The 21,433-nt window shown below is 37.1% G+C and carries 26 protein-coding genes; 8 read left to right on the top strand and 18 right to left on the bottom strand.

The window, feature by feature from the left end; genetic code table 11:
- Positions 1-48 precede the first annotated feature (48 nt).
- Complete coding sequence (locus AC23ME_RS12650; protein WP_487728129.1) at positions 49-2,094, bottom strand: BatA domain-containing protein; 2,046 nt, start codon at positions 2,092-2,094, stop codon at positions 49-51.
- Positions 2,095-2,264: 170 nt separating this feature from the next.
- Between AC23ME_RS12650 and AC23ME_RS12655 the strand changes: the two genes are divergently transcribed.
- The gene (locus AC23ME_RS12655; RefSeq protein WP_487728130.1) at positions 2,265-2,399 is read left to right on the top strand and encodes a hypothetical protein; all 135 of its coding nucleotides are present in this window, start codon (positions 2,265-2,267) and stop codon (positions 2,397-2,399) included.
- Between the two features lie 22 nt (positions 2,400-2,421).
- Here the strand turns inward: AC23ME_RS12655 and AC23ME_RS12660 are convergent, their stop codons facing one another.
- From AC23ME_RS12660 to AC23ME_RS12675, 4 genes are all read right to left on the bottom strand, one after another.
- Positions 2,422-3,468, bottom strand: a complete 1,047-nt coding sequence (locus tag AC23ME_RS12660) for a glycoside hydrolase family 130 protein (RefSeq protein WP_487728131.1) — start codon at positions 3,466-3,468, stop codon at positions 2,422-2,424.
- Positions 3,469-3,474: 6 nt separating this feature from the next.
- The gene (ku, locus tag AC23ME_RS12665) at positions 3,475-4,239 is read right to left on the bottom strand and encodes a non-homologous end joining protein Ku (protein WP_487728132.1); all 765 of its coding nucleotides are present in this window, start codon (positions 4,237-4,239) and stop codon (positions 3,475-3,477) included.
- 70 nt (positions 4,240-4,309) lie between these two features.
- Positions 4,310-4,957 (bottom strand): response regulator, encoded by a 648-nt coding sequence (locus AC23ME_RS12670; RefSeq protein WP_487728133.1) that lies wholly within the window; start codon positions 4,955-4,957, stop codon positions 4,310-4,312.
- 156 nt (positions 4,958-5,113) lie between these two features.
- Positions 5,114-5,815: an MgtC/SapB family protein gene (locus tag AC23ME_RS12675; protein WP_487728134.1), complete on the bottom strand. Its 702-nt coding sequence runs from the start codon at positions 5,813-5,815 to the stop codon at positions 5,114-5,116.
- A 140-nt stretch (positions 5,816-5,955) separates the two neighbouring features.
- Between AC23ME_RS12675 and AC23ME_RS12680 the strand changes: the two genes are divergently transcribed.
- The gene (locus AC23ME_RS12680; protein ID WP_487728135.1) at positions 5,956-7,707 is read left to right on the top strand and encodes a PAS domain-containing sensor histidine kinase; all 1,752 of its coding nucleotides are present in this window, start codon (positions 5,956-5,958) and stop codon (positions 7,705-7,707) included.
- A 1-nt stretch (position 7,708) separates the two neighbouring features.
- Here AC23ME_RS12680 and AC23ME_RS12685 read toward each other — a convergent pair whose 3' ends face one another.
- From AC23ME_RS12685 to AC23ME_RS12705, 5 genes are all read right to left on the bottom strand, one after another.
- Positions 7,709-7,978, bottom strand: a complete 270-nt coding sequence (locus AC23ME_RS12685) for a hypothetical protein (protein ID WP_487728136.1) — start codon at positions 7,976-7,978, stop codon at positions 7,709-7,711.
- A gap of 13 nt (positions 7,979-7,991) precedes the next feature.
- A complete protein-coding gene (locus AC23ME_RS12690) occupies positions 7,992-8,447 on the bottom strand; it encodes a PA2169 family four-helix-bundle protein (protein ID WP_487728137.1) in 456 nt (151 codons plus the stop codon).
- Entirely contained in the window at positions 8,434-8,799 is a 366-nt protein-coding gene (locus AC23ME_RS12695; RefSeq protein WP_487728138.1) for a hypothetical protein, read from the bottom strand. The genes AC23ME_RS12690 and AC23ME_RS12695 overlap by 14 nt, the downstream gene beginning before the upstream one ends.
- Positions 8,800-8,823: 24 nt before the next feature.
- Positions 8,824-9,108 carry a hypothetical protein gene (locus AC23ME_RS12700; RefSeq protein ID WP_487728139.1) on the bottom strand — a complete coding sequence of 95 codons (285 nt, stop codon included), beginning with the start codon at positions 9,106-9,108 and terminating at the stop codon, positions 8,824-8,826.
- A gap of 107 nt (positions 9,109-9,215) precedes the next feature.
- Positions 9,216-9,413, bottom strand: coding sequence for a KTSC domain-containing protein (locus AC23ME_RS12705; RefSeq protein WP_487728140.1), 198 nt, complete (start codon positions 9,411-9,413; stop codon positions 9,216-9,218).
- 134 nt (positions 9,414-9,547) lie between these two features.
- Here AC23ME_RS12705 and AC23ME_RS12710 point away from each other — a divergent pair, with 134 nt between their 5' ends.
- Complete coding sequence (locus AC23ME_RS12710; protein ID WP_487728141.1) at positions 9,548-9,721, top strand: hypothetical protein; 174 nt, start codon at positions 9,548-9,550, stop codon at positions 9,719-9,721.
- 44 nt (positions 9,722-9,765) lie between these two features.
- Here the strand turns inward: AC23ME_RS12710 and AC23ME_RS12715 are convergent, their stop codons facing one another.
- Positions 9,766-9,942 carry a DUF6496 domain-containing protein gene (locus AC23ME_RS12715; RefSeq protein WP_487728142.1) on the bottom strand — a complete coding sequence of 59 codons (177 nt, stop codon included), beginning with the start codon at positions 9,940-9,942 and terminating at the stop codon, positions 9,766-9,768.
- Positions 9,943-10,111: 169 nt separating this feature from the next.
- Between AC23ME_RS12715 and AC23ME_RS12720 the strand changes: the two genes are divergently transcribed.
- Together AC23ME_RS12720 and AC23ME_RS12725 are read left to right on the top strand one after the other, a co-directional pair.
- The gene (locus AC23ME_RS12720) at positions 10,112-10,690 is read left to right on the top strand and encodes a DUF4142 domain-containing protein (protein ID WP_487728143.1); all 579 of its coding nucleotides are present in this window, start codon (positions 10,112-10,114) and stop codon (positions 10,688-10,690) included.
- Between the two features lie 38 nt (positions 10,691-10,728).
- Positions 10,729-13,032 (top strand): glycosyltransferase family 4 protein, encoded by a 2,304-nt coding sequence (locus tag AC23ME_RS12725; RefSeq protein WP_487728144.1) that lies wholly within the window; start codon positions 10,729-10,731, stop codon positions 13,030-13,032.
- A 75-nt stretch (positions 13,033-13,107) separates the two neighbouring features.
- Here AC23ME_RS12725 and AC23ME_RS12730 read toward each other — a convergent pair whose 3' ends face one another.
- Positions 13,108-14,586: a glycoside hydrolase family 130 protein gene (locus AC23ME_RS12730; protein ID WP_487728145.1), complete on the bottom strand. Its 1,479-nt coding sequence runs from the start codon at positions 14,584-14,586 to the stop codon at positions 13,108-13,110.
- A gap of 91 nt (positions 14,587-14,677) precedes the next feature.
- On the opposite strand from AC23ME_RS12730, the gene AC23ME_RS12735 reads away from it, so the two are divergent.
- Positions 14,678-14,944 carry a hypothetical protein gene (locus AC23ME_RS12735; protein WP_487728146.1) on the top strand — a complete coding sequence of 89 codons (267 nt, stop codon included), beginning with the start codon at positions 14,678-14,680 and terminating at the stop codon, positions 14,942-14,944.
- Here AC23ME_RS12735 and AC23ME_RS12740 read toward each other — a convergent pair.
- The 4 genes from AC23ME_RS12740 to AC23ME_RS12755 form a co-directional block, all read right to left on the bottom strand.
- A complete protein-coding gene (locus tag AC23ME_RS12740; protein ID WP_487728147.1) occupies positions 14,941-15,624 on the bottom strand; it encodes a response regulator transcription factor in 684 nt (227 codons plus the stop codon). The genes AC23ME_RS12735 and AC23ME_RS12740 overlap by 4 nt on opposite strands.
- Positions 15,611-16,732 (bottom strand): sensor histidine kinase, encoded by a 1,122-nt coding sequence (locus AC23ME_RS12745; protein ID WP_487728148.1) that lies wholly within the window; start codon positions 16,730-16,732, stop codon positions 15,611-15,613. Before AC23ME_RS12745 ends, AC23ME_RS12740 begins: the two co-directional genes overlap by 14 nt.
- 90 nt (positions 16,733-16,822) lie before the next feature.
- Entirely contained in the window at positions 16,823-17,200 is a 378-nt protein-coding gene (locus tag AC23ME_RS12750; RefSeq protein WP_487728149.1) for a hypothetical protein, read from the bottom strand.
- 4 nt (positions 17,201-17,204) lie between these two features.
- Entirely contained in the window at positions 17,205-17,738 is a 534-nt protein-coding gene (locus AC23ME_RS12755; RefSeq protein ID WP_487728150.1) for a DUF892 family protein, read from the bottom strand.
- A 190-nt stretch (positions 17,739-17,928) separates the two neighbouring features.
- Between AC23ME_RS12755 and AC23ME_RS12760 the strand changes: the two genes are divergently transcribed.
- Positions 17,929-18,417, top strand: coding sequence for a CinA family protein (locus tag AC23ME_RS12760; RefSeq protein WP_487728151.1), 489 nt, complete (start codon positions 17,929-17,931; stop codon positions 18,415-18,417).
- On the opposite strand, the gene AC23ME_RS12765 is transcribed toward AC23ME_RS12760, so the two are convergent.
- A complete protein-coding gene (locus AC23ME_RS12765) occupies positions 18,407-19,291 on the bottom strand; it encodes an SDR family oxidoreductase (protein WP_487728152.1) in 885 nt (294 codons plus the stop codon). The genes AC23ME_RS12760 and AC23ME_RS12765 overlap by 11 nt on opposite strands.
- 153 nt (positions 19,292-19,444) lie before the next feature.
- Positions 19,445-19,936 (bottom strand): hypothetical protein, encoded by a 492-nt coding sequence (locus tag AC23ME_RS12770; RefSeq protein WP_487728153.1) that lies wholly within the window; start codon positions 19,934-19,936, stop codon positions 19,445-19,447.
- Positions 19,937-20,200: 264 nt separating this feature from the next.
- On the opposite strand from AC23ME_RS12770, the gene AC23ME_RS12775 reads away from it, so the two are divergent.
- The gene (locus AC23ME_RS12775) at positions 20,201-21,316 is read left to right on the top strand and encodes a trans-sulfuration enzyme family protein (protein WP_487728154.1); all 1,116 of its coding nucleotides are present in this window, start codon (positions 20,201-20,203) and stop codon (positions 21,314-21,316) included.
- Positions 21,317-21,433 lie beyond the last annotated feature (117 nt).

Raw genomic sequence — 21,433 nt, forward strand, 5'->3', positions numbered from 1 at the left:
TCAACTTTAACTACATAGACACATAGTTCTATTTTACAATTAGTTAACCTATGTTACTATGTGTTTATTTCTAACCTGATAAAATCTAACTAACAATATCTCGGCGGCTATAAAAACTAAGCTCAAAATTAGGCAAAGTTTCCATAACTCAGTTCCATTATTTTTTTCGGAAATAGCCGATGAAATGTTCTCCTTTTTAGCATCGATAAAGTGAACTTTCTGAGCACCAAAACGCTCTTCTAAATCACTTTGACTATCATATGTCATATTCGATTCTGCTCTGTTATCGTTAAAAGCAACCACAGCTAAAGTAGAGTCTGCTTTTCTTACGTTATAAAATCCAGCTTTCTGTATCTGATCTGCGACATATAGTAATGTTTTACCATTTTGATGGCTGATATCTGGGATTACTTCAAAACCATCGCTCATTAACTTCAAAGATTGATTTGCTCCAAGCTTCACCGACGGCAAAGTGATCAAATTATCTTTAGAAATAGTATAAAATAATGGCTGATCTTTAGCACTTTCAAAAGCTATTTTATACATAAGCGGCACAAAAAGTGGGTGTTTTGAAAGATTTCCATCCGCCTCTTCTAAACCTGTAGCTGCTAAGAAAATTTGTCCTGAACCCATTGGGTAGCGAGCTAAATAAGTTTTTCCAGCTGGTAATTGTAGCAAAGGTTCTTTGGCAGTCCTACTGTTATCAGCATAAGTAAAATACCGATTAACCAATGGCAAATCCATATTTCTAGGCAAGGATTCGAATACATCTTTAAACAAAGGATGGTTCAATTCTATTTGTGAAACCTTGGTTGGTTCGGTCACTAAATTGGCAACCGCAGGCAAATTCAAAGTGGTTAAAAACGAGGTATAGCTAGCAGGATCTGTAGTTGTAGAAGGCAGAATGACCACCGAACCACCGTTATTCACGTAGTTTTTTAGTTCCTGTGCCAAACCACTGGAAGGTTGTACAATTCCGTTCAGCACAATTAAACTGTAATTTGAAAAAGCAGCATAATTGATGTTATTTTCAGAAACCGATGTCAATTGGAAATAAGGATCTGCATTGAAAAGCGCTTCAATAAACTTAGCGGCTTTGTTACCATTAATGCTCAACACTTGTTGATTAGCACTCACTTGAAAGCTGAAATTCAATTCATCATCGAACGTTAAAGGAAAATCTTTAATGCTCAACACTCCTTTTTGCCAGCCCAAACCTAAGCCACTGTAAGAAAGTGTATCGACTGCGGTTGCTCCCGCAGCTACGTTAATACTTCCAACAGCTTTCTGTTGATTGTTAATCGTTAACTTTAGCGGAACATTTTTCGCTTCTTCATTGCCAAAGTTTTTCAGCCGAACAATGATTTTTTCTGAAGCATTTGGCTGGTGTACCGGAGAAAGAAACCAAACACTATCTACCGAAATATTAGGCAACTCGTTGGCACTTAACTTCACTAAGGCAAGCTGCGTGTTTTGTTCTTTTTTAATAGTTTCTGTACCAGCAAAGTTCTTTTGAAAATCGGAGACTACGTAAGCATAACGATTGGCTACGCCAGTAAAAACGCCTTGCTGCCTATTAACCACCTGTTGTAAATTTCTATTTGCTGCCGATATCTTTACTTCATCTACCGCTTGTACAAACTCTTCCGAATTTAGCAGTCTTTGGTGCTTGCCTTCAAAATCGTTGGTCAAAAGTTGGAAACGATCGTTGAGCTGATAGGTTTTTACAATTTCCTTTGCTCTGCGTTTAGCTTCATCTAGTAAACTTCCCTCCTTATTTACCGCATCCATGCTATAAGAATTATCGAGGTAAATACTCACAATATTGCCGTTTGTCTTACTAGTTTCGGCGTTACTGTTGATGAATGGGCGGGCAAATGCCAATACCAAAAAAATGATAGCCAAAATACGAGCGACTAAAATCAATAAGTTTTTAAGTTTTTCTCTGGATGAGTTTTGCTCCTTTACTTCCTTAAGAAATGCTACATTACTGAAATAGACTTTCTTGAACTTCCGGAAATTGAATAAATGGATTATTATCGGGATTAATACCGCTAAAAGTGCAAAAAGGAAGCCCGGATAGAGGAAATTCATTAAAAACCAAAGGTACAAAAGATTTTCGATTTTATCCCGTACACAAGGGAACGTTTTACGATTTTATAGCACAAAGCATTTAACGCAAGGCCATAAGGTATTAATACGCCTTATTAAAAAGCAGTTAACAAATATTTAGGTTAATTGTTGTTTCTGTAAAGAATAAAACAATGAAAACAGATAAAAACAAAAACACTGAAGTGGATAAAACTAAAAAAACAAAGTTGCAAACTGATAAACCTCTAGCTGAAAAAGACGAGGTGAAACAGGCAGAGGCTAATCAAAGGAAGAAAAGTGAAAAATAGATGAATTAAAAATCTATGAACGTTAAATAACGTAATTCAGCTTTTCAAGAATTTCCTTAATTGAAAACCTTGCACCGCAAATGAATTCATCGGCTGCGCCATAATAAATAGTTAGCTCATCTCCATCAATTACATGTCCATTGGTAAAAACTACCGAACCGAAAAAGCCTTTTAACTCATAGCTTTCTGTCGGTTCCATAATTGGCTTTTCTGTACGGGCAATAACTTTTAACGGGTTTTCTAAATCTAACAGCACCGCTCCTAGGCAATAGCGATTTTCCTTATTGGCACCATGGTAAATCTCTAACCAACCCTGCTCGGTTTTTATGGGAGCTGCACCTGCCCCAACCCTTTCACTATCCCAGTAACCTGTTCTAGTTTTCACAATACATTTATGATTTCCCCAATGTAAGCCATCGTGTGACTCGGCTAGCCAGATAAAATTACCGCCAATATTCTTGCTAGATGGTCTGTGCAAAGCATAAAATTTGTCGTTTACCTTCTCCTCAAAAATCGCTACATCCTTGTTATGTGGAGGAAAAATTAGCCCGTGATTTTCGAAGCTATCCCAATCAGTTGTAGTTCGTAAACCTACAGCAACGCCGTTATCTGAAACAGCAGTGTAGGTAAGATAAAATTTTCCATCAATTTTGCTAACGCGACAATCTTCTATTCCAAATCGCTCTGCATAACCCTTTCCATGCAATTCCAAAGGTTCAGGGTTAAAATTAATACCATCATCGCTACTAAATAAACGCAGGTAAGAAATGGTGGTTAAGTAATCTAAACCTTTGTAATTGATTACCCTAGGATCATCGGCAATTAAGTCTGGATCGTCGAGCTTCAATTCTAAAATCTCTATTAAATCTGAAGTGGAACGCATTGGAACAAATATTTTTCCATCTTGTGGCGCAACATTTTCTGCTACTCTTACCAAAAGGCAAGTTTTTCCATCCCAAGAAAACACAGCAGGATTAAGTAAGCAAATTACTTGCAAGTTAGCGGCACTTGGCGCTAAATCTTGCGGTTTAAGCAACGGATTTTCTTTAAATCTTCTGGCGATATCCATTAACCACTAAGCTTGCTTTTTACTTAAACTTTCCATCAATTGCTCGTACAAGTCATCGCTCACCCGTTTCTCTGGACGCATTTTCTTCACTACAGTTTTCTTGCCTTTTGCCTTGGCCCGAATGATTTTCATTAGCTCTTTGCTGTATTCATCTTTAAAAGCGGAGATATCAAAATCTGAACTGTACTGCTTAATTAATGCCATCCCCACTTCCAGCTCTTTAGGTTTAACTGTTTGTAGATCTGCTTCAATTTCTTTACTGTTTCTAATTTCTTCATCAAACCTAATCTTGGTAATTACCAATACATTACCTAATGGATGGATTACACATAAATTCTCGTTGCTACGCAAGACAAAACGTGCAACTCCCGCTTTTTTAGATTTCTGCAAGGCTTTTAACAATAAAGCATAAGCTTTTTTACCCTGCGGTTCTGGCTGGGTGTAGTAAGACGTCTCGTAATAAATTGGATTGATTTCTGAAATATCAACGAAGTTTTCTAGTTCTATCAACTTAGTTTTTTCCGGCATAGCGCTGGCGAAGTCGTCATCTTCTAATACCACATAATTATCTTTCAGCAAAAAACCTTTAACAATTCGTTCGTATGGCACTTCTTTGCCGCTGCTTTCACTTACACGATGAAATTTGATTTTCGATAGATCTTTACCATCGAGCATATCTAAATCTAAGTTGCTATTTTGAACTGCGGAGAACAGTTTCACGGGAATATTTACCAATCCAAAACCTATAGCACCTTTCCAAATTGATCTCATACTTCTGTTTTTAAAGATTTTTACTTTTTAAAAACAGCTGTTAAAGCGAATAGTTTTATCAAAAAGAGCACTATTGTATCAGCCCGTGCATTACGCCATAACGTATCAATGCTGCCGAGTTTTTACACTTGGTTTTATCCAATAAACTCTGTCTGTGTCCTTCAATTGTTCGCTTACTTAGAAACAATTTTTCTGACATCTCAAGATTCGTTAATCCTTCGGCAATGAGTTGTAGAATTTCTAGCTCACGTAATGAAAAATCAATTTCATTATCTGGCATTGCCATTAAATATTGTTTGCTTTGCAACAGCTTGTCCATAAAAGACATGGTAAGTTCTGCGCAGAGATATTTTCTGCCCTGACTTACAAATTTCACAGCAAAAATCAGTTCTTCTGCACCAATATTTTTCAGTAAGTAGCCTTCTGCATTATTCTTGAAAGCTTCCATTACGTACTTTTCATGATCGTGCATAGAAAGCATTACCACCTTAACTTTTGGATATTTAGACTTAACTTCCTTTAACAATTGAATACCATCCATTTCTGGCATGTTGATATCCGCTAGAACCATATCCACTTCTTCTGAAGCCAACAGCTTCATTACTTCTATACCATTAACTGCTTCTCCAAGAACCTTAATACTTTCATCAGATTCTAAAAGCATTTTAATGCCGTTTCTAACGATATTATGATCTTCAGCTAATAAGATTTTTATCATCCTTGTTCTATATTTTGATGTATCTGAATTTTCCAAAGGGTCGAAATTATGTAAACAATAAATATCAAATTGGTGTCTAAACAACGTTAAGGGCAATAATCTTCTTTGCAGCGCAAAAACAAGTATTCTTCGGAATTAATTCCGTACAAATACCCCCTAAGTCCTGAACTGTATCTTTAGTATTTCGTCATTTTGTTGCATCTCTTCTAGTGCTTTTAGTACTTTTTCTTGCTGTTGTTTTCTATCAAAGCTTAGCACAAAGTCGTTGGTTTTGTCGTTCTGATCTACCGAAAAACTGATTTCGTTAAATGGAATATGGTATTTTGTGAACAGCTGCTCCATTTCAGTAATTCTGGCTAGTGCACCTTGTGGCATTTTAAGCTCCACTACAGTGCAACTGCCTTTCATGAAAAAGCGCTTTTCAATCCATTTAATTCCGCCCAAAACAAAAAGTATTAGTAAGGTAGCTATAACCGCAGCCCAATACATACCACCACCAACGGCAAGTCCAATTACTGCCATACTCCAAATAGATGCTGCCGTGGTTAATCCCTTGATTACCTCTTTTTTGAGGAAAATAATTGTACCTGCTCCCAAAAATCCAACCCCACTTACCACCTGCGCAGCTACTCGAGATGGATCAATATCGAAACCTCTTTTGCCTAATACATCTTCATAACCATGAATAGAAACAATCATAGCTAATGCTGCACCAACGGTAACGATAATATGTGTACGTAAGCCGGCAACCCATTCCTTTTGCTCTCTTTCAATACCTACTATTCCGCCTAAAACTGCGGCGATAATAATTCTGATTAGAATTTCTTTCTCATCTATATGTGAGCTTTCCAGGTTCATTTGCAGTTAATTATTACTACTTATTCCTTAAATACAAAGTGCATTAGTTTTGTTTTAAAATTTTTTAAAACGCTTATAAATCTTAAAATGCTAGAACTTATTTCTATGCTTAGTGTTTAGTTATGATAATACCAAGCAAAATGTCGAACCCATTAGACACTACATTAATCTTAAATACAATTCCGCTGGCCTGCTATATGCTAGATGGGAATGCAAATTTTAGCTACGTAAACAACAAGGCACTACGTTTCTTTAACATGACTAGAGAAGAAATGTTAGGCAATAATGTGTGGAAAATGTTTCCAGAATCAGTAAAAACCAATTACTATAAGGAAGTAAACGAAGCTATAGTTCATCAAAAGGAGACTACTTTCGAATATATTTCGGTTTTTAGCAAAAGTTGGATTAAACTTACGGTAACTCCACTGTTAGAAGGTGTGATTGTAACTTTTAGCTGTATTGAACGAGATAAACACAACGAAAATCTCTACAAAACCCTCGTAGAAAACACTCCTGACGTAATTACCAAATGGACCAGCGATTTAAAATTGAGTTATGGTAATGCAGCTTTTGAAGCAAAAGCTGGCATATCACTCGCAGATGCGCTAGGCAAAACGCACCAAGAAATTTGGCCGAACACAGATTTCGATATGTTAATTAATAAAGCGAAAACAGTTATCAACGAGGGACATTCGCAGACTGTTGTAATTCCTTTTACCACTACTGACCATGAAGTTTTCTACGACATCAAGCTGTCTCCAGAGCTTACAGTTGGTGGAAAAGTGGAAAGCGTAATAGAAATAAGTAGGGATATTACCAGCTTAAAAAACAGCCAAGATGCTTTTAATGCCGAGTTGAGAAACAAGTATAAATTGTTGTTTAACGCCATTAGCCAAGGCTTTTGTATTATTGAGTTGATTTGGAACGATGATAACAAGCCTGTAGACTATTGGCTACTAGAAGCAAACCCAGCGTTTGAGCGCTTAACTGGGCTAAGCGATTATGGTGGCAAAACCATAAAACAGCTTTGGCCACAAGCAGAACAGCACTGGTTTGATATTTATGGCAGAATTGTAAAGGAACAAAAATCTGCCCATTTTGAATTACCTGCTATTTTAATAGAAGGCTGGTTTGAAGTTGAAGCTTTCCCAATACCAGAATTGGGAGAAAACGTTCTTGGTGTATTATTTAATGATGTTACCGAAAGAAATAAAGCGCAAGACGTTTTACGACAAAATGAATTAAAAGAGCTAGAAAAAAAACAGCAAAAGGAAATACTGAAGGCTTCGTTAAATGCACAAGAAGAAGAAAGACAACGTATTGCCGAAATGTTGCATAATGGTTTAGGGCAAGTACTGTATGGTGTAAAAGCGAACCTAGAGCGTTTGAAATTAGAAGATGAAGATGCTTATGAGGAAAATTTGAGGGTGCTTGACCGCTCGAAAGAGTTGTTAGGCATGTGCATTAAAGAAAGTAGAAGAATTTCTCATGAGTTAATGCCGTCTATTTTAGAAGATTTCGGATTGAAAGCTGGTGTTAACGATATCTGCGCTCAGTTGAAAGGCAAAACACGATTCAAATGTACATTTTCGGGACTTGATGCCCCATTAGATAAATATTTACAACTTGCTATTTATAGGATCATTCAAGAATTGGCGCTGAATATTATGAAACACTCTGAAGCGCTGCATGCATCAATAAATATCACAGTTGAAGATGGCCAAGCAACAGTTACTGTGAAAGATAATGGTAAGGGCTTCGACACCTCAGAGAAAAGAGATAAGGGAATTGGATTAAAGACGATCGAATCGAAAGTAAAGTTACTTAATGGCAAAATGACAATTTCATCAGTACCAAAACAAACGACCATTCATATCCAATTCCCGCTGTAAGTTAGGCTGGAGTAAGACCGCCCAAGAAATCATCATAATCAAAAGTGATGGAATTCCAATGGTTGCGTTTAACCGTTTGCTGAGTTTCCTCTTCGATGCTGGGTTCTCCGCCTTTGTCTTGGTCTGCATCACTACCCTCAATTTCCGATTTTGGAATACCACTTATTGCCCCACCATCATTTTTTTCTTCCGCTTTACCCTTAGCATCGCCTTGGTTTTGTTGCTGAGACGAGCCTTGCTCATCGTGCACTTCTTCGTTTCTGTATTCCATTATTTCCTATTAATTATCTTTCTAAACGCAAGCGATACGTTTCTACCTCTTTCAAAGCTTCTAATATGCCTGTGCGCTGCTTTTGCAACAATTCTAAATGATCAGCATGATTTTCCTCGTCCGCAATTACTTCATCATATTTTTCAATAGCTGCTTGCTCCCCTGTTTCTATAGCAGCCAATATAGCTTCGTCTTCCTTGCTGCTTAAGGATTGTTTAATGTCGATCCAAGTTCTGTGTAAGGCTCCTAAAATACCACCTTCCTCATTTTCGCTTTCGCCGCCGTGTAATGTTATATGGCTTTTTAATTCGTTTGCATAAGCAACACGTTGTGAGGATAAGCGAAGAAATAGATCTCTCAGTTCGATACTATCTGTGGTATCACTAGCGGATAGATAACCTTCTTTGCCATCATTAACAATGTTCACCAATCCTTTTAAATCTTCAATCACCGTTTTATTCGCTATCATTTTTTTCCTTCCTATTTTCTTCTTTGTTTTCTAATTCTGTATCGTAATCCGGTTCTTCGCCAGTTGGCTTACTATCTCCACTTGCTGCATCTTGTTGATCACTTCTCACACCTGCAACTGCTGAAGAATTTTCATCGCCTATTTCGCTGGCATTGCCAGTTGCAACATCAGCTGGCCTGCGATCTAACTCTGGCCTATCGCTTTCCAAAGCCTCTCTATTTACAATTCTGATATTTGGATCTCCTTCCCTACCTTGTGGCTGTGCTTTTTCCCCGTCGCGAATATCCTCTACAGAAGGATCTTCTCTATGCGACTGATTGAAGTTTTTGTTCTGTTCGAATTGAATTTCCATAGTTCAAAGTTTTATAGTTTCAATTTACTGTCTTACGCTATCTCGGTTTACTGTAGTGCTTCTATTCACCGTATCCACAGATCCAGAGTTTGGTGAACCAGTACCAATAACCCCTGAACTAGTGCCTGAAGCACCTCTAGACATACCTCCGTTAGAAGTATCGCCCATGTTCATGGTATCGGCATCCATCATCATTCCAGTATCAGCAGCCATGCTGGTGTCGGCCATTTGATCTTGCTTATTTTCCGAACTACAGCCAACAGCACTAAAGCAAATTGCTACTGCACATATAAAAATTACTCGTTTCATATTATTAATTTAAGTTGATCACTTTTATTAATACCATTAGTCCACAAAATGTTCTCATTATCTCGAAATCGGGTATTTAGATTTTTATCAAAACGTATTTTATCACGCTAAGAAACTTTTCTCACCTTAAATAACTTTTTGATTTTTCTGTTAAGGTAATTTCCTTTAGAAATTGCAACCTTAAATTCTTTATAGATTTTCTCCGGTACATTTTCGTACACATAGGTATCGCCAGACAAAAACACAACTATCAGTGCTTTTTTATCTTCGTTATATTTAAAATTTGCGATTACGGAAGAAGGCATTTGATCTCTATTATTTAACAAATGTTTTATGATTTATACCTAATCGACAAGTACTTTGTCATCTCAATACCCGTTTATCAATTAAATAGTGATAAAATAGATGTAAAGCTTATATTTGGGTAAACACAAATGACATGGATAAAACAGAAAAAAATAAACAAGCCATGGACAGCTTGTTGGAAAAATCTAGAGCATTAAGGGCGAAGTCTAAAGCGACAGAAACTAAATTGAATGAGTTGAAAGCACAGGTAGAAGAATTTATACATCCGGATAAAAAACCTACTGCTGCTGAAGAAAACAAAGATTAGTTTAATCACCCAAATCTTTCACTTTTCAAACGCCATCAAAGTTCTTACGATTTCTTCTTTGGCACTTTCGCTCCAGCTTCCTTAGCTTCCGATAAACCAATTGCTATTGCCTGCTTTTTTGAGGTTACTTTTTTGCCACTGCCAGTCTTTAGCTTACCTTCTTTCATTTCGTGCATTGCTTCGCCAACTTTTTCGCTAGCTTTTTTCGAATATTTTACCATGATTTTCAAATTCAACCAACCACAGTAAAAAGCTGTTTGTCAATATTTTGTTTAAACAAATTAGCAATCGAGTATTAGTACTTACGCTATTTTGCAAAATACGGGTTTTCTACCTACACCAAACAATATGCCCATCATTTGTATTTAGTAGGTACAAATTGATATCGACATGAAAAATCTACTATTTTTTATCTACAGTGTTGCCTTCACGTTTATGATTGCCTGTAGTTCGCAATCTAAAGATTCGAAGGAACTAGCTGATAGTATAAACTCATCGAAAGATACCGCTACAAGTACTGAAGATATCATCACTGTTAGAGAAAACGAAGCAGAGTTTGCTACCAATGCCGCTGATGCGAGTTTAGCAGAAATCAACTTTGCAAACTTGGCCATCAGTAAGACAACCAACCCAGAAATTAAGGCATACGCCAATATAATGCTAAAAGATCATGGCATTGCAAACGACGAACTTATGTTGTTGGCAAAAAGCAAAAACGTGACTTTACCTGCTGCTATGAGCGCAGAGCACCAAAAACGTAGAGAAGATCTTAGTAGGAAGTCGGGTGAAGATTTCGACAAAACATACACCAAAATGATGGAAGAAAATCATGTAAAAGTATTGGCTTTTATGGAACACCAAGCTAGAAAAGGCACCGATCCGGATTTTAAAGCGTTTGCTGCTAAAACAGTTCCAGTGGTAAATGCCCATTTAAATGCCATTAGAAAAATAAAGGATGGACTTAAATAATTTTTCACAAACAACCATCCGCTTCTATTTTAAAATTAATGCCGTACCCCTTTAAGAAAATTAAATCGATGAAAATAGCTTATATCAGCACCTCTCTACCAAATGAATGCGGAATTGCCACTTTTAATGCAAACCTATCGAATGCAATTAATCAACACAAAACCATTTCTAAAGACAGTTTTGTAATTGCTTTAAGTGATTCTGAAAGTCTGGATACCTACAAATATCCTAGTGATGTGAAGTACATTATTAGACAAAGCAACCAAAAAGATTATTTAAGAGCAGCTGATTATATCAATACCAGCCAAGTAGATGCTTGCATTATTGAACATGAATTTGGTATTTATGGTGGTGAAAGCGGTTTGTACTTGCTTACATTGATGGCGAGGATTAACAAGCCGATGGTGACCATTTTACACACAGTACTTAAACAGCCAACTTACATTCAACAAACCATTATCCAACAAATTGCTAAACGCTCTGAAAGCATTGTGGTAATGAGCCAAAAGGCAATTGGTTTCTTGACGAGTATTTACCAAGTTCCTAAAGATAAAATCAAATACATTGAACACGGTGTTCCAGATTTGGAACCTGCAAAAGATAACCCAATTAAAAAGGCCTATCCGTTCAAAGATAGCAAGGTGTTACTTACCTTCGGTTTAATTAGTAGAGGAAAAGGTTTAGAAACAGTTGTTGAGGCACTTCCAGAAATTGTGAAACGTCATCCAGACGTGAAATACGTAGTTTTAGGAAATACTCATCCTGGCGTAGTAAAAAACGCTGGTGAAGAATATCGCGACAGCTTAAAACGTTTGGCTAAAAAGTTGAACGTAGAAAATCATTTAGTGTTTGTAAACAAGTTTGTAGGTGAACAAGAGTTGCATCATTATCTTTCTGCTACCGATGTGTACATCACTCCTTATTTAAACGAAGCACAAATTACAAGCGGAACTTTATCTTACGCTGTTGGCGCCGGTGCGGCGGTAATTTCTACGCCCTACTGGCATGCGCAAGAGTTGTTGGCTCAAAAACGTGGTTTATTATTCGATTTTAAAGACAGTATGCAGTTGGCTGGCATGGTTAACGAATTATTAGAACAGCCAGAAAAACTTAACGAACTGAAGTACAATGCGTATCAATATGGTTTAACCTTACGTTGGCCAGCTATAGGTAAAAACTACATCAAGGTATTGGACAAAGCTATACAGGAAAAACAGAAGGCTATCTCCGAAAATAGAAACATTATTGATGTAGATGCGATCCCGACGTTCGATCTAGGTCACATTCGTCGCTTAACAGATGATACTGGAATAGTACAGCATGCAAAATATGGTATCCCGAATTTAAAGGAAGGTTACTGTTTAGATGACAATTCGAGAGCTTTAATTATGGCTTTAATGGCTTTTGAGCAGTATAAAAGCAAAGAAGCACTTGATTTGTTACCGATCTACCTGAGCTACATTCAGTATATGCAAAAGGAAGATGGAAATTTCCGCAATTTTCTGAGCTTTAACCGTAACTATTTAGACGAAGTTGGTTCTGAAGATTCATTTGGAAGAACGATTTGGTCGTTAGGTTACCTGATCAATTTTGCCCCGAACAATTCTTACAAAGAATTTGCTGTAGAACTGTTTCTAAAATCGGTTCCTCATTTTTCTAAACTTGAGCATTTAAGAGGCGTTGCAAATACTATGATTGGGGTAAATCATTACCTTAAAGCCAACCCATACGATGAAAATATTTTGAGTGAGTTAAACAAATTGGCTATCCCATTGGTAAATGCTTACAAAAACAATAAAGATGGCGAGTGGCATTGGTTTGAGCAAATACTTACATACGACAACGCTTTATTGCCATTGGCGCTGCTTTGCCATTATGAAATTAGCGGAGACAAACAATCGTTAAATATTGCTTTAGAAGCGCTTCAATTTCTAACGGACAAAACATTGAGTTTCGGGTTCTTAAATCCAGTGGGTAATGATGGTTGGCTTGAGAAAAACAAACCTATGGCACAATACGACCAACAAGCAATTGAAACAATGGCGATGGTTTTAGTGTATTTCAAAGCTTACGAAGTAACCAAGGATGAAAAATACATGCACAATTTGTACCAAAGCTATCAGTGGTTTTTGGGCGAGAACAGCTTAAACCTACCGCTATACGATCATGAAACTAAAGGTTGTGCCGATGGTTTACAAAACCTAGGTGTGAACCGTAATCAGGGAGCAGAAAGCACATTGGCTTATTTGATATCTCATTTGGTGGTGTTTAAAGCATTAGAAATTGAGTATCGCTATTTAGCTGATGACCAAAAGTTAAAAGAAGATATGTTAGAGAAATAGAATTATCAACATCAAAAAAATCCCTCGCTCAAAAATGAACGAGGGATTTTTTTATGAGATTAACGCAAATCTTAACTAAACTGAACTACCATTATTGGTTTCCATTATTCTCTCCAATAATCTTTCTAGGTTTACGGTGGCAAACGAAGAACAATAATCAGATAATCCGTAAGGGATAATTAACTCTCCGTTATGGATGATAGAACCGCAAGAATACAGCACGTTTGGTACGTATCCTTCCCTTTCATCAGGATTTGGCACTAAAAGCGGTTCATGTAGTCTACCAATTTCTTTCGATGGATCGTTTAAATCTAACAAACTTGCACCTAAACAATACCTGCGCATTGGTCCAACGCCGTGGGTGATAATTAACCAACCAGCTTCTGTTTCAATTGGCGAACCACAATTTCCTATCTGGATAAATTCCCAAGAGTACAGTGGCGACTGCAATTTAACAGGCTGATCCCACACGGTAATCCTATCTGAGTACATCAAATAATTGTTCCAACCATCAATTCTCGACATCATTGCATACTTGCCGTTAATTTTTTTCGGAAACAGAGCTAAGTTTTTGTTTTGAGCACCCTTTCCGTGCAGCGGACTAACTTTAAAATCGTAAAAATCGGTGGTTTGCATCAACTTTGGAATGATAAAGGAACCGTCGAACGCAGTATAAGTACCGTAGTAAATTACGCTACCGTCATCTTTGGTAAAACGAACAAAACGTGCATCTTCTATTCCTTTTCTTTCAAACTCAGAAATTGGAAAAATTACACGATCTGAAATATCGGTATCCTTCGAAAAACAAATTTCATGGTAAGTGTCAGATAACCAAAGTATCCGATCATATTCTAATTTTTCTGAATCTTCTTTCTGTTGTTCCTTCGCATCAAGCACCAATTTTCTAAGTTGGGTATAATCAAACTTCTCGCCCAAATGCGCATTTACATCTACAATTACACTCATGGAAATATTAGCATCTGCCGCTTTTTTCAAGAACAATTTTTTGTTGTAGATGGCATTTTTAACCACTTCAGCTTCATCAATATAATTTCCAGCTGGCAACACATGGATATTATTATGCGCATCTAGCAAAGCTCTTCTAAAAACCACCGAAGAAATGTGTCCCTCTCCAACGGCCCTAAAGCTAATGATTACACGCTTCTCTCCTTCTACCAAGTTAGACTGGTCTGGATCTTCTACTATGGAAGGGTTAAAAAACGCTGCCGATTCGATAGAATATTCGTGGGTAAAATAAGAACCAATGAGATACTTCGTGAACTCATCCATCTCTTTGTAGTCAATTCCCATTTCCTCTATCAACCATTGAACTTTTTTGCAATGCCTTAAAAAGACTTTGGTAATATTACGATGGCGCTTCGAGAACTCTTGCAATAACGGCGATACGATATCAAAAATTTGTCTTTCGCTAAGGCTCGTCACCTTCGTAATTACTTCTCTGGCTCGTTCATCGCCATTATAAAAAAATCTTGCTATTACTCTTCCAGGATCTGGATATACTTTAACTGGTTTTCTACTAACTGTTATCCTCATATATAACTAGGTTTAAAATGGATAACAATTTTTAAAGGATAGATGTTTTAAGGAATGAAAAGCAAGTACCAAAAACTAATTCGCACCCCAAATGTTCTTTATAAAAAAGGATATGAATTCACCACACCAAGATTTTTATGTAATTGCCCAAATTGATGGACAAGAAAAGCACCTCAATGTTAAAGAGCTCGAAACTACAGATGGTGTACCTTATTATGCCTGCCACGTTGGCGATACCGAAATTACGCAGATAAGAAATGAAACCTACGGAAAGTGGGAACAACTTTGGGGCAGTCTAGATGAGCAAACCATCCAGAAAATTGGAGCGCAAATTGAAGAAAAGATCAAATCAACTTAAGCATAGTTTAAAATACCATTGGTGATACAAAATTTCACCAACGCAGCGGTGTTACGTACTCCAGTTTTGGCAATCATTTGCAGCCTGTGGCCTTCTACGGTACGTTTACTGGTGAATAATTTTTCTGCAATTTCTAAATTGGTATAACCTTCGGCAATTAGCTCTAAGATTTCAATCTCTCTAGTAGAAAAATCTACTTTAATTGTTTTATTGTTCGATATTTTAATGCCATAATTACCTAACAAGCTTTTATTTAGCAGCTGATGTGTTAACTCGGCACAAACGTAAAAAGAGTTTTGCATTACTTGTCTAATGGCAAATACTAGTTCGTCTTCGCTTACACTTTTAAGCAAATAGCCTTTAGCACCTGCCTGTATTGCCTGTGAAACATATTTTTCATGATCGAGCATAGAAAGCATCAATACCTTTACGTTTGGGAACTTATTCGCAATATGTTGAGATAGCTGCAGGCCAGTCATATTTGGCATATTGATATCAGCTAAAACCAAGTCTACCTTTTCATCGGTATTGCCAAGAATTTTTAAAATTTCTTCGCCATCGGCACCTTCGCCAACGATGTTAAACTCTTCATATTTATACAATAGAGATTTGATGCCGTCGCGTACCAAATGATGGTCGTCGGCCAATAAGATGTTAATTTTTAAATTATTCTGCGCCATTTAGAGGGATATTCATTAATACTTTTGTTCCTTTTTGAGGTTGAGAGAAAACTTCGATAACGCCATTCAAAAGACGTAACCTATTCACAATACTTTTCAATCCGAAACCTTCTTTTAAATCAGACAGCACTTGGGTATCCATGCCTTTTCCATTATCGGTTTGGCTAACGTAAAGTTCATCACCTTTCTGTAGCACAAGTACATTTACGTGAGTAGCATCGGCGTATTTGATGGTATTGTTCAACAATTCTTGTACAATACGGAAAATCACAACCTCCATATTGATGTTTAAGCGAATGTCTTTGATATTAAAACTTAAGTTGAAGGAAATTTGATGCGGTTCTAGCTTGCGTTCCAACATATCTTTCAATGCAACTTCCAATCCCATATCGCTTAAAAGCACGGGGGTGAGTTCGAAAGAAATTTGTCGCACTTTTTTAATGGCAGCGCTAAGCAAAGCCCTGCTTTCGTTTTCAGATGGGCTTAGTTTTAACTGTGCAGCAAATAACAGCTGACCAACTTCATTGTGCAAATTTTCAGCGATATTTCTCCGTTCTTCTTCCTGTGCACTAATGATAGCTTTAAACAAACGGCGTTGCTGTGCAGCCTTTAATTTCGTTTGTTCTTCCAACAATCGTTCACGTTCTACATTCAATTCTATCTGCTGGGTAATATCTTGCGAAATACCGATTACATGTAGAGGATTTCCACAGTGGTCACGCTTTAGCACTTTTCTTTTGGTACTGAGCCAGTGAGTTTTCCCATCGTGATCTATAATTCGATATTGCAGTTCATGCACCTCATTATCTCTTGCAAAACGCAGATGCTGAATGCTCTCGAAATACTTGTGCTGATCTGCAGGGTGTACTATTTTTTCAAAGAAACGGGTACCCATATCACTAATTTCCTTACGCCCCATTTGAAACAATTGGTGGATACGTGCATTAGAATACACTTTACGCATCTGCTGAATATCGGTTACATAGAGCATATCCGGCACAGCATCGGCTATTTTAGAGAAAACCGTTGATTCAAGCTCGAAGTCATCTATGATGATGTCATGCCCCAGATATTGCTCAAAAACAGTTACATCTTTATGTTTCTCCATATATCCTTCCACTTTTATCAAAATAAATATAAAGAAAAATTCGAACGACTAATCCTAAAAGTTGTAATAATTTCAATTGTAGCAGCTATTTCAACAATTAAAAAGCATCATACAATTTACGAAATAATTCAGATCAAAAGGCTTAGCAATAAATAAATCCATGTGATCGCTATAGCTATCAAACTTATTTAAAGGATATGCAGAAAGAACTATTAAAGGAATACCTGGAAAAAAAGCTTTAATTTTTTCGCACAAATTTTGTTCGTCAGCCAATGGTGCCGAAGAATGATCTAATAAAATAATTTCCGGGCTAAACGTATGCGAGTAACCTATCGAACTCTTTCTAGAAAATTCAAGATGAAAGTCTTCTGGCTTTAGTGCAGCAGACAAAATAGTTTGCATACTATCCTCATCTTCAAAAATCAATAATTTACGTTTTTCAGTAGTTCCGATAGTTCTATTTATCATACTGTTAGGTTATTTCATCGAGCATCTGACTAGTACCTGCCATTGCCAATTGCTCTTCCTCTTGTTGTTTATTATGGATAATCACTCTTATCAGATTAACTACTTTTTGAGCATCGCATTCTAAAGCCTGTGCCAACAAGGAAGTATATGCTGTAATTTGATATTGCTGTATTTGCTGCATACCAACTATTAATCCTGCATCTCTTATAAAGCTATTCCGTGGAGTAACATCTATGATATCGTAACATTCATCAATCAACACTTCCACATCCTTATTAGCAACTTCTTCTACTGGTACATCAATAGTTTTGAAAATACTTTCTAAACGATGGATATGTTCTTTTCCTTCCTTTTGGAATTTATCCAATGTTTCAAAAAGATCTTCGCAACCTACTGCCAACTGCAAAATTGGCAACACGGCTAACCATTGCTTTTCTGCGCAATAAACCTGTTTTAAACTGTTTATTAAAGATTTACTACTAAAATCTCCTTTGTTGAGCGTCTTCTCATTTGAAGTGTTAGATTGAACTGTTACCATAACTAACTATTTTAAATTCAAAGCATAACCATCTCACTACGTGATGATTTCTATTAACTAATATCCGATATCGTATTGGTCTTAAAAAGGATATTAATACTAAAAAACAACGTATTAATACCCTATTTAATTGTGGCGTTTTGGTTTTAAAATCATAAACAATTTATTGAAGCTTAGTGTTTTGATAAATATGAACATCACCGAACTGACCCTAAAAGAACTCAGCGAATATTGCTTACGAGAGCAAGTTTCTATTTCTGTAGCCGAAAGTGTAACCGCTGGATATTTACAATTTACGCTAAGTCAAATGCCCGAAGCCATGAAAATTTTTAATGGAGGCATTACCGCCTACAATATTGGGCAAAAGGTAAAACACCTTGGTATAGATTACATTGTAGGTATAAACAGTAATTGTGTTTCTAAAGCAACCGCTCAAACTATGGCTCTTGAAGTTTGTGAGTTAATGAACAGCAGTTTGGGAATTGCAATTACAGGATATGCAAGTGCGGTTCCAGAAAAAAACATTAACGAGTTACATGCATTTATGGCTATTGCATTAAATGGTAAACTGGTGCATACCCATAAACTGCTAAGCAAAGAAAATTCACCTGCCGAAGCACAAAAAGACTATGTTCAACAGGTGATTACAGAAGTGCTTGCTTACTTCACTAAATTGTAATTCGACCGCCAGTTACCGGCAAAACTGCCCCAGAAATAAAACTTGCTTCGGCCGATGCTAAAAATAAATATGCTGGTGCAATTTCTACTGGTTGCCCAGGGCGTTCCATTGCAGTATTTTTGCCAAAGTTTTCTACGTTAAATTTTGTTGCGGGGATAAGCGGTGTCCAAACTGGACCTGGCGCTACCGAATTTACCCTAATTCCTTTGCCCTGCTTCAACAAAATCTGACTAAGATTTGCCGTTAGATTGACCACAGCACTTTTTGTAGCAGAATAAGGCAATAAATCTTCGGATGGATCAAACGCTACTACCGAGCTGGTATTGATGATGCTGCTACCCTTAGGCATGTGCGGCACGGCGGCTTTGCACAAATAGAAAATAGCATTCACATTTGTAGCGAAGGTAAAATCCCACTCCTCAGTTGGGATATCTTCGAGTTCTTTTCTACTGATGTGAAAAGCAGCATTATTGATCAGCACATCTATCTTTCCAAACTCTGCTACTGCCCTCTCTACAATCGCTTCGCACTGACTTTCTTTGGTAATATCACCTTTCATCAGGATCACTTTCCTTCCAGCTTTTCTTACGTATGCTGCTGTATCTTCAGCGTCCTTATCTTCATCGTCGGAAAGATAGCTAATCAACATATCGGCGCCTTCTCTGGCAAATGCAATGGCTACTGCCCTACCAATGCCTGAATCGCCGCCAGTAATAATTACTTTTTTATCCTTAAACCTACCATACCCAACATAGCTTTCCTCGCCATGATCTGCTTTTGGTTCCATTTTGTCTTCCGTACCCGGATATTCTTGATCTGGCGTATTAAACGGCGGTGCTGGATACATTTTTTTTGGATCTATATTCTCATTCATAACTTCTTCATGATTATTTAGAGTTGAACGATTGACAAAAAGAAAAGTTCCTTAGAATTAACTTTCGAGAACAAATACTAGTCGAATTAGGTATTTATACGGCAATAAAAAAGCCGTAAACAAATGTTTACGGCTTACAAAAAAAGCTTTTTATTAATTGATTGCTTTTACAAAGTTCATTACAACATAAGCAGTTTTACCACTATACTCAATTGGAGATTTAATTGTCATTGCACCATCGTTTGCACTCGTCAATATCATACGATAACCTTCTGTTACATTCTTAGCTTTTTCGCCTTCATACAACTTTTTAAATTGGAATGTTTCATCAGCCGTGCTTACCGACCAAAAAATGTTTTGTGTTTTAGCTGAGCAACTAGCACTTGTGGGCAAGCTGTAGCTACCATTTCCACTATTGGTTAAGCGCCACGTACTTCCAACAAAGCATTTATAAGAGCTTTCGCCTAGAAATGATCTCACTGCTACATCAGGAATACCTTCGAAAGTAATATTGTTCAACATCCAGTTGCCGGTAACATTACCTCTTCTAACCGCAGGCGCACCAGTAGTAGTTTTTGGAGAGCAACTTTCTAACACCACTAATGATGCAGAAAATAAAGCGATTGCTAAAAATAGTTTTTTCATTGTTTTTGATTTTGTTTTCATTTGTAATGAAGCTATCCCGATAAATCGGAATGGTTTCATCGTTTTTGATTTTGTTTTCATCTGTAATGAAGACATTCCAATGGAATGATTTCATAATTTGATTTTCATTGAAGTGGCATTCTCATAAAACCGAACTCCACTTTGTATAATTTTTGTGAAACTCATTACATAAATCTTGCCAAAAATGAGTTATTAAAGCTATTTGCGCTACATTTGTTTTAATACTTCTCAAAATCAAATTTCATGAAACCAGAAACTACTGCTATCCACGCTTCTAACTTAATAAAAGCTGCCACAGGCGATGTTACTTCTCCAATTCATCTTTCTACAACATACTTTAGAGGCGAAGATGGTGGCTATCCTGGTGGTCACATGTATAGTAGAGTAAGCAATCCAAATCGCTCTGCGCTAGAAAAAGTAATTACAGAATTAGAAGGCGGTGCCGATACTTGTGCCTTTTCTTCGGGAAACACAGCAGGAATGGCAATTTTTCAAGCCTTAAAACCGGGCAGCCATATTATTGCTCCTGATGATATGTATTGGGGTTTCAAAAAGCAATTGCTTACTATTTTTGCAGATATTTTAAGCTTTGATTTTGTTGATTTAACAGCGGTCGATGAAGTAGAAAGTTTCATAAAACCGAATACGGCGTTGATTTGGGTGGAAACACCATCTAATCCCTTGCTTAAAATTACTGATGTTGAAGCAATAGGCAAGGTGGCAAAGAAGCACCAATTAATTTACGCTGTAGATAGCACTTTTGCCTCTCCAATTTTGCAAAATCCAATTGCCTTAGGTGCTGATATTGTAATGCATTCAACTACCAAATATATTGGCGGACATAGTGATGTTTTAGGTGGTTCGTTAACTTTTGCCGCTAAAAATGAGTTCTTCGATAAAGTTAAAAACATTCAAGAAACTGGCGGTGCCGTACCTTCTCCATTTGATTGTTTCTTATTACTGAGAAGCATTAAAACTTTGTCTTATCGCATTAAAGGACACTGCGAAAATGCAGAGAAATTGGCTAATTACTTGAACGAACATCCAAAAGTTGAAACTGTTTTTTATCCGGGATTGACTTCTCATCCGCAACATGAAATCGTGAAGAAACAGATGAAGGGCTTCGGCGGCATGCTTTCAATATTAACCAAAGGTGATGCTGATTTTGCCCGCAAAGTAGTGAATAGTGTGAAAGTTTTTAGTCAGGCAACGAGCTTAGGTGGTGTAGAAAGTTTGATAGAACACCGAGCTTCTGTGGAAGGACCAACGACCAAAACACCTCAGAATTTAATTCGTATTTCGGTGGGTTTAGAGCATATTGATGATTTAATTGCTGATTTGGAGCAAGCGCTGAGCTAAGTAAAAAGTGGAAAATTGAAGTGGCTATATGCAAAAAAGGCTGTCGTCATTTTGACTGGAGCGCAGCGTAATAGAGAAATCTTTAAAGATGCATTTCCAAAGATTTCTCACGATGTT

The organism is Pedobacter sp. T50_32 (assembly GCF_057652195.1).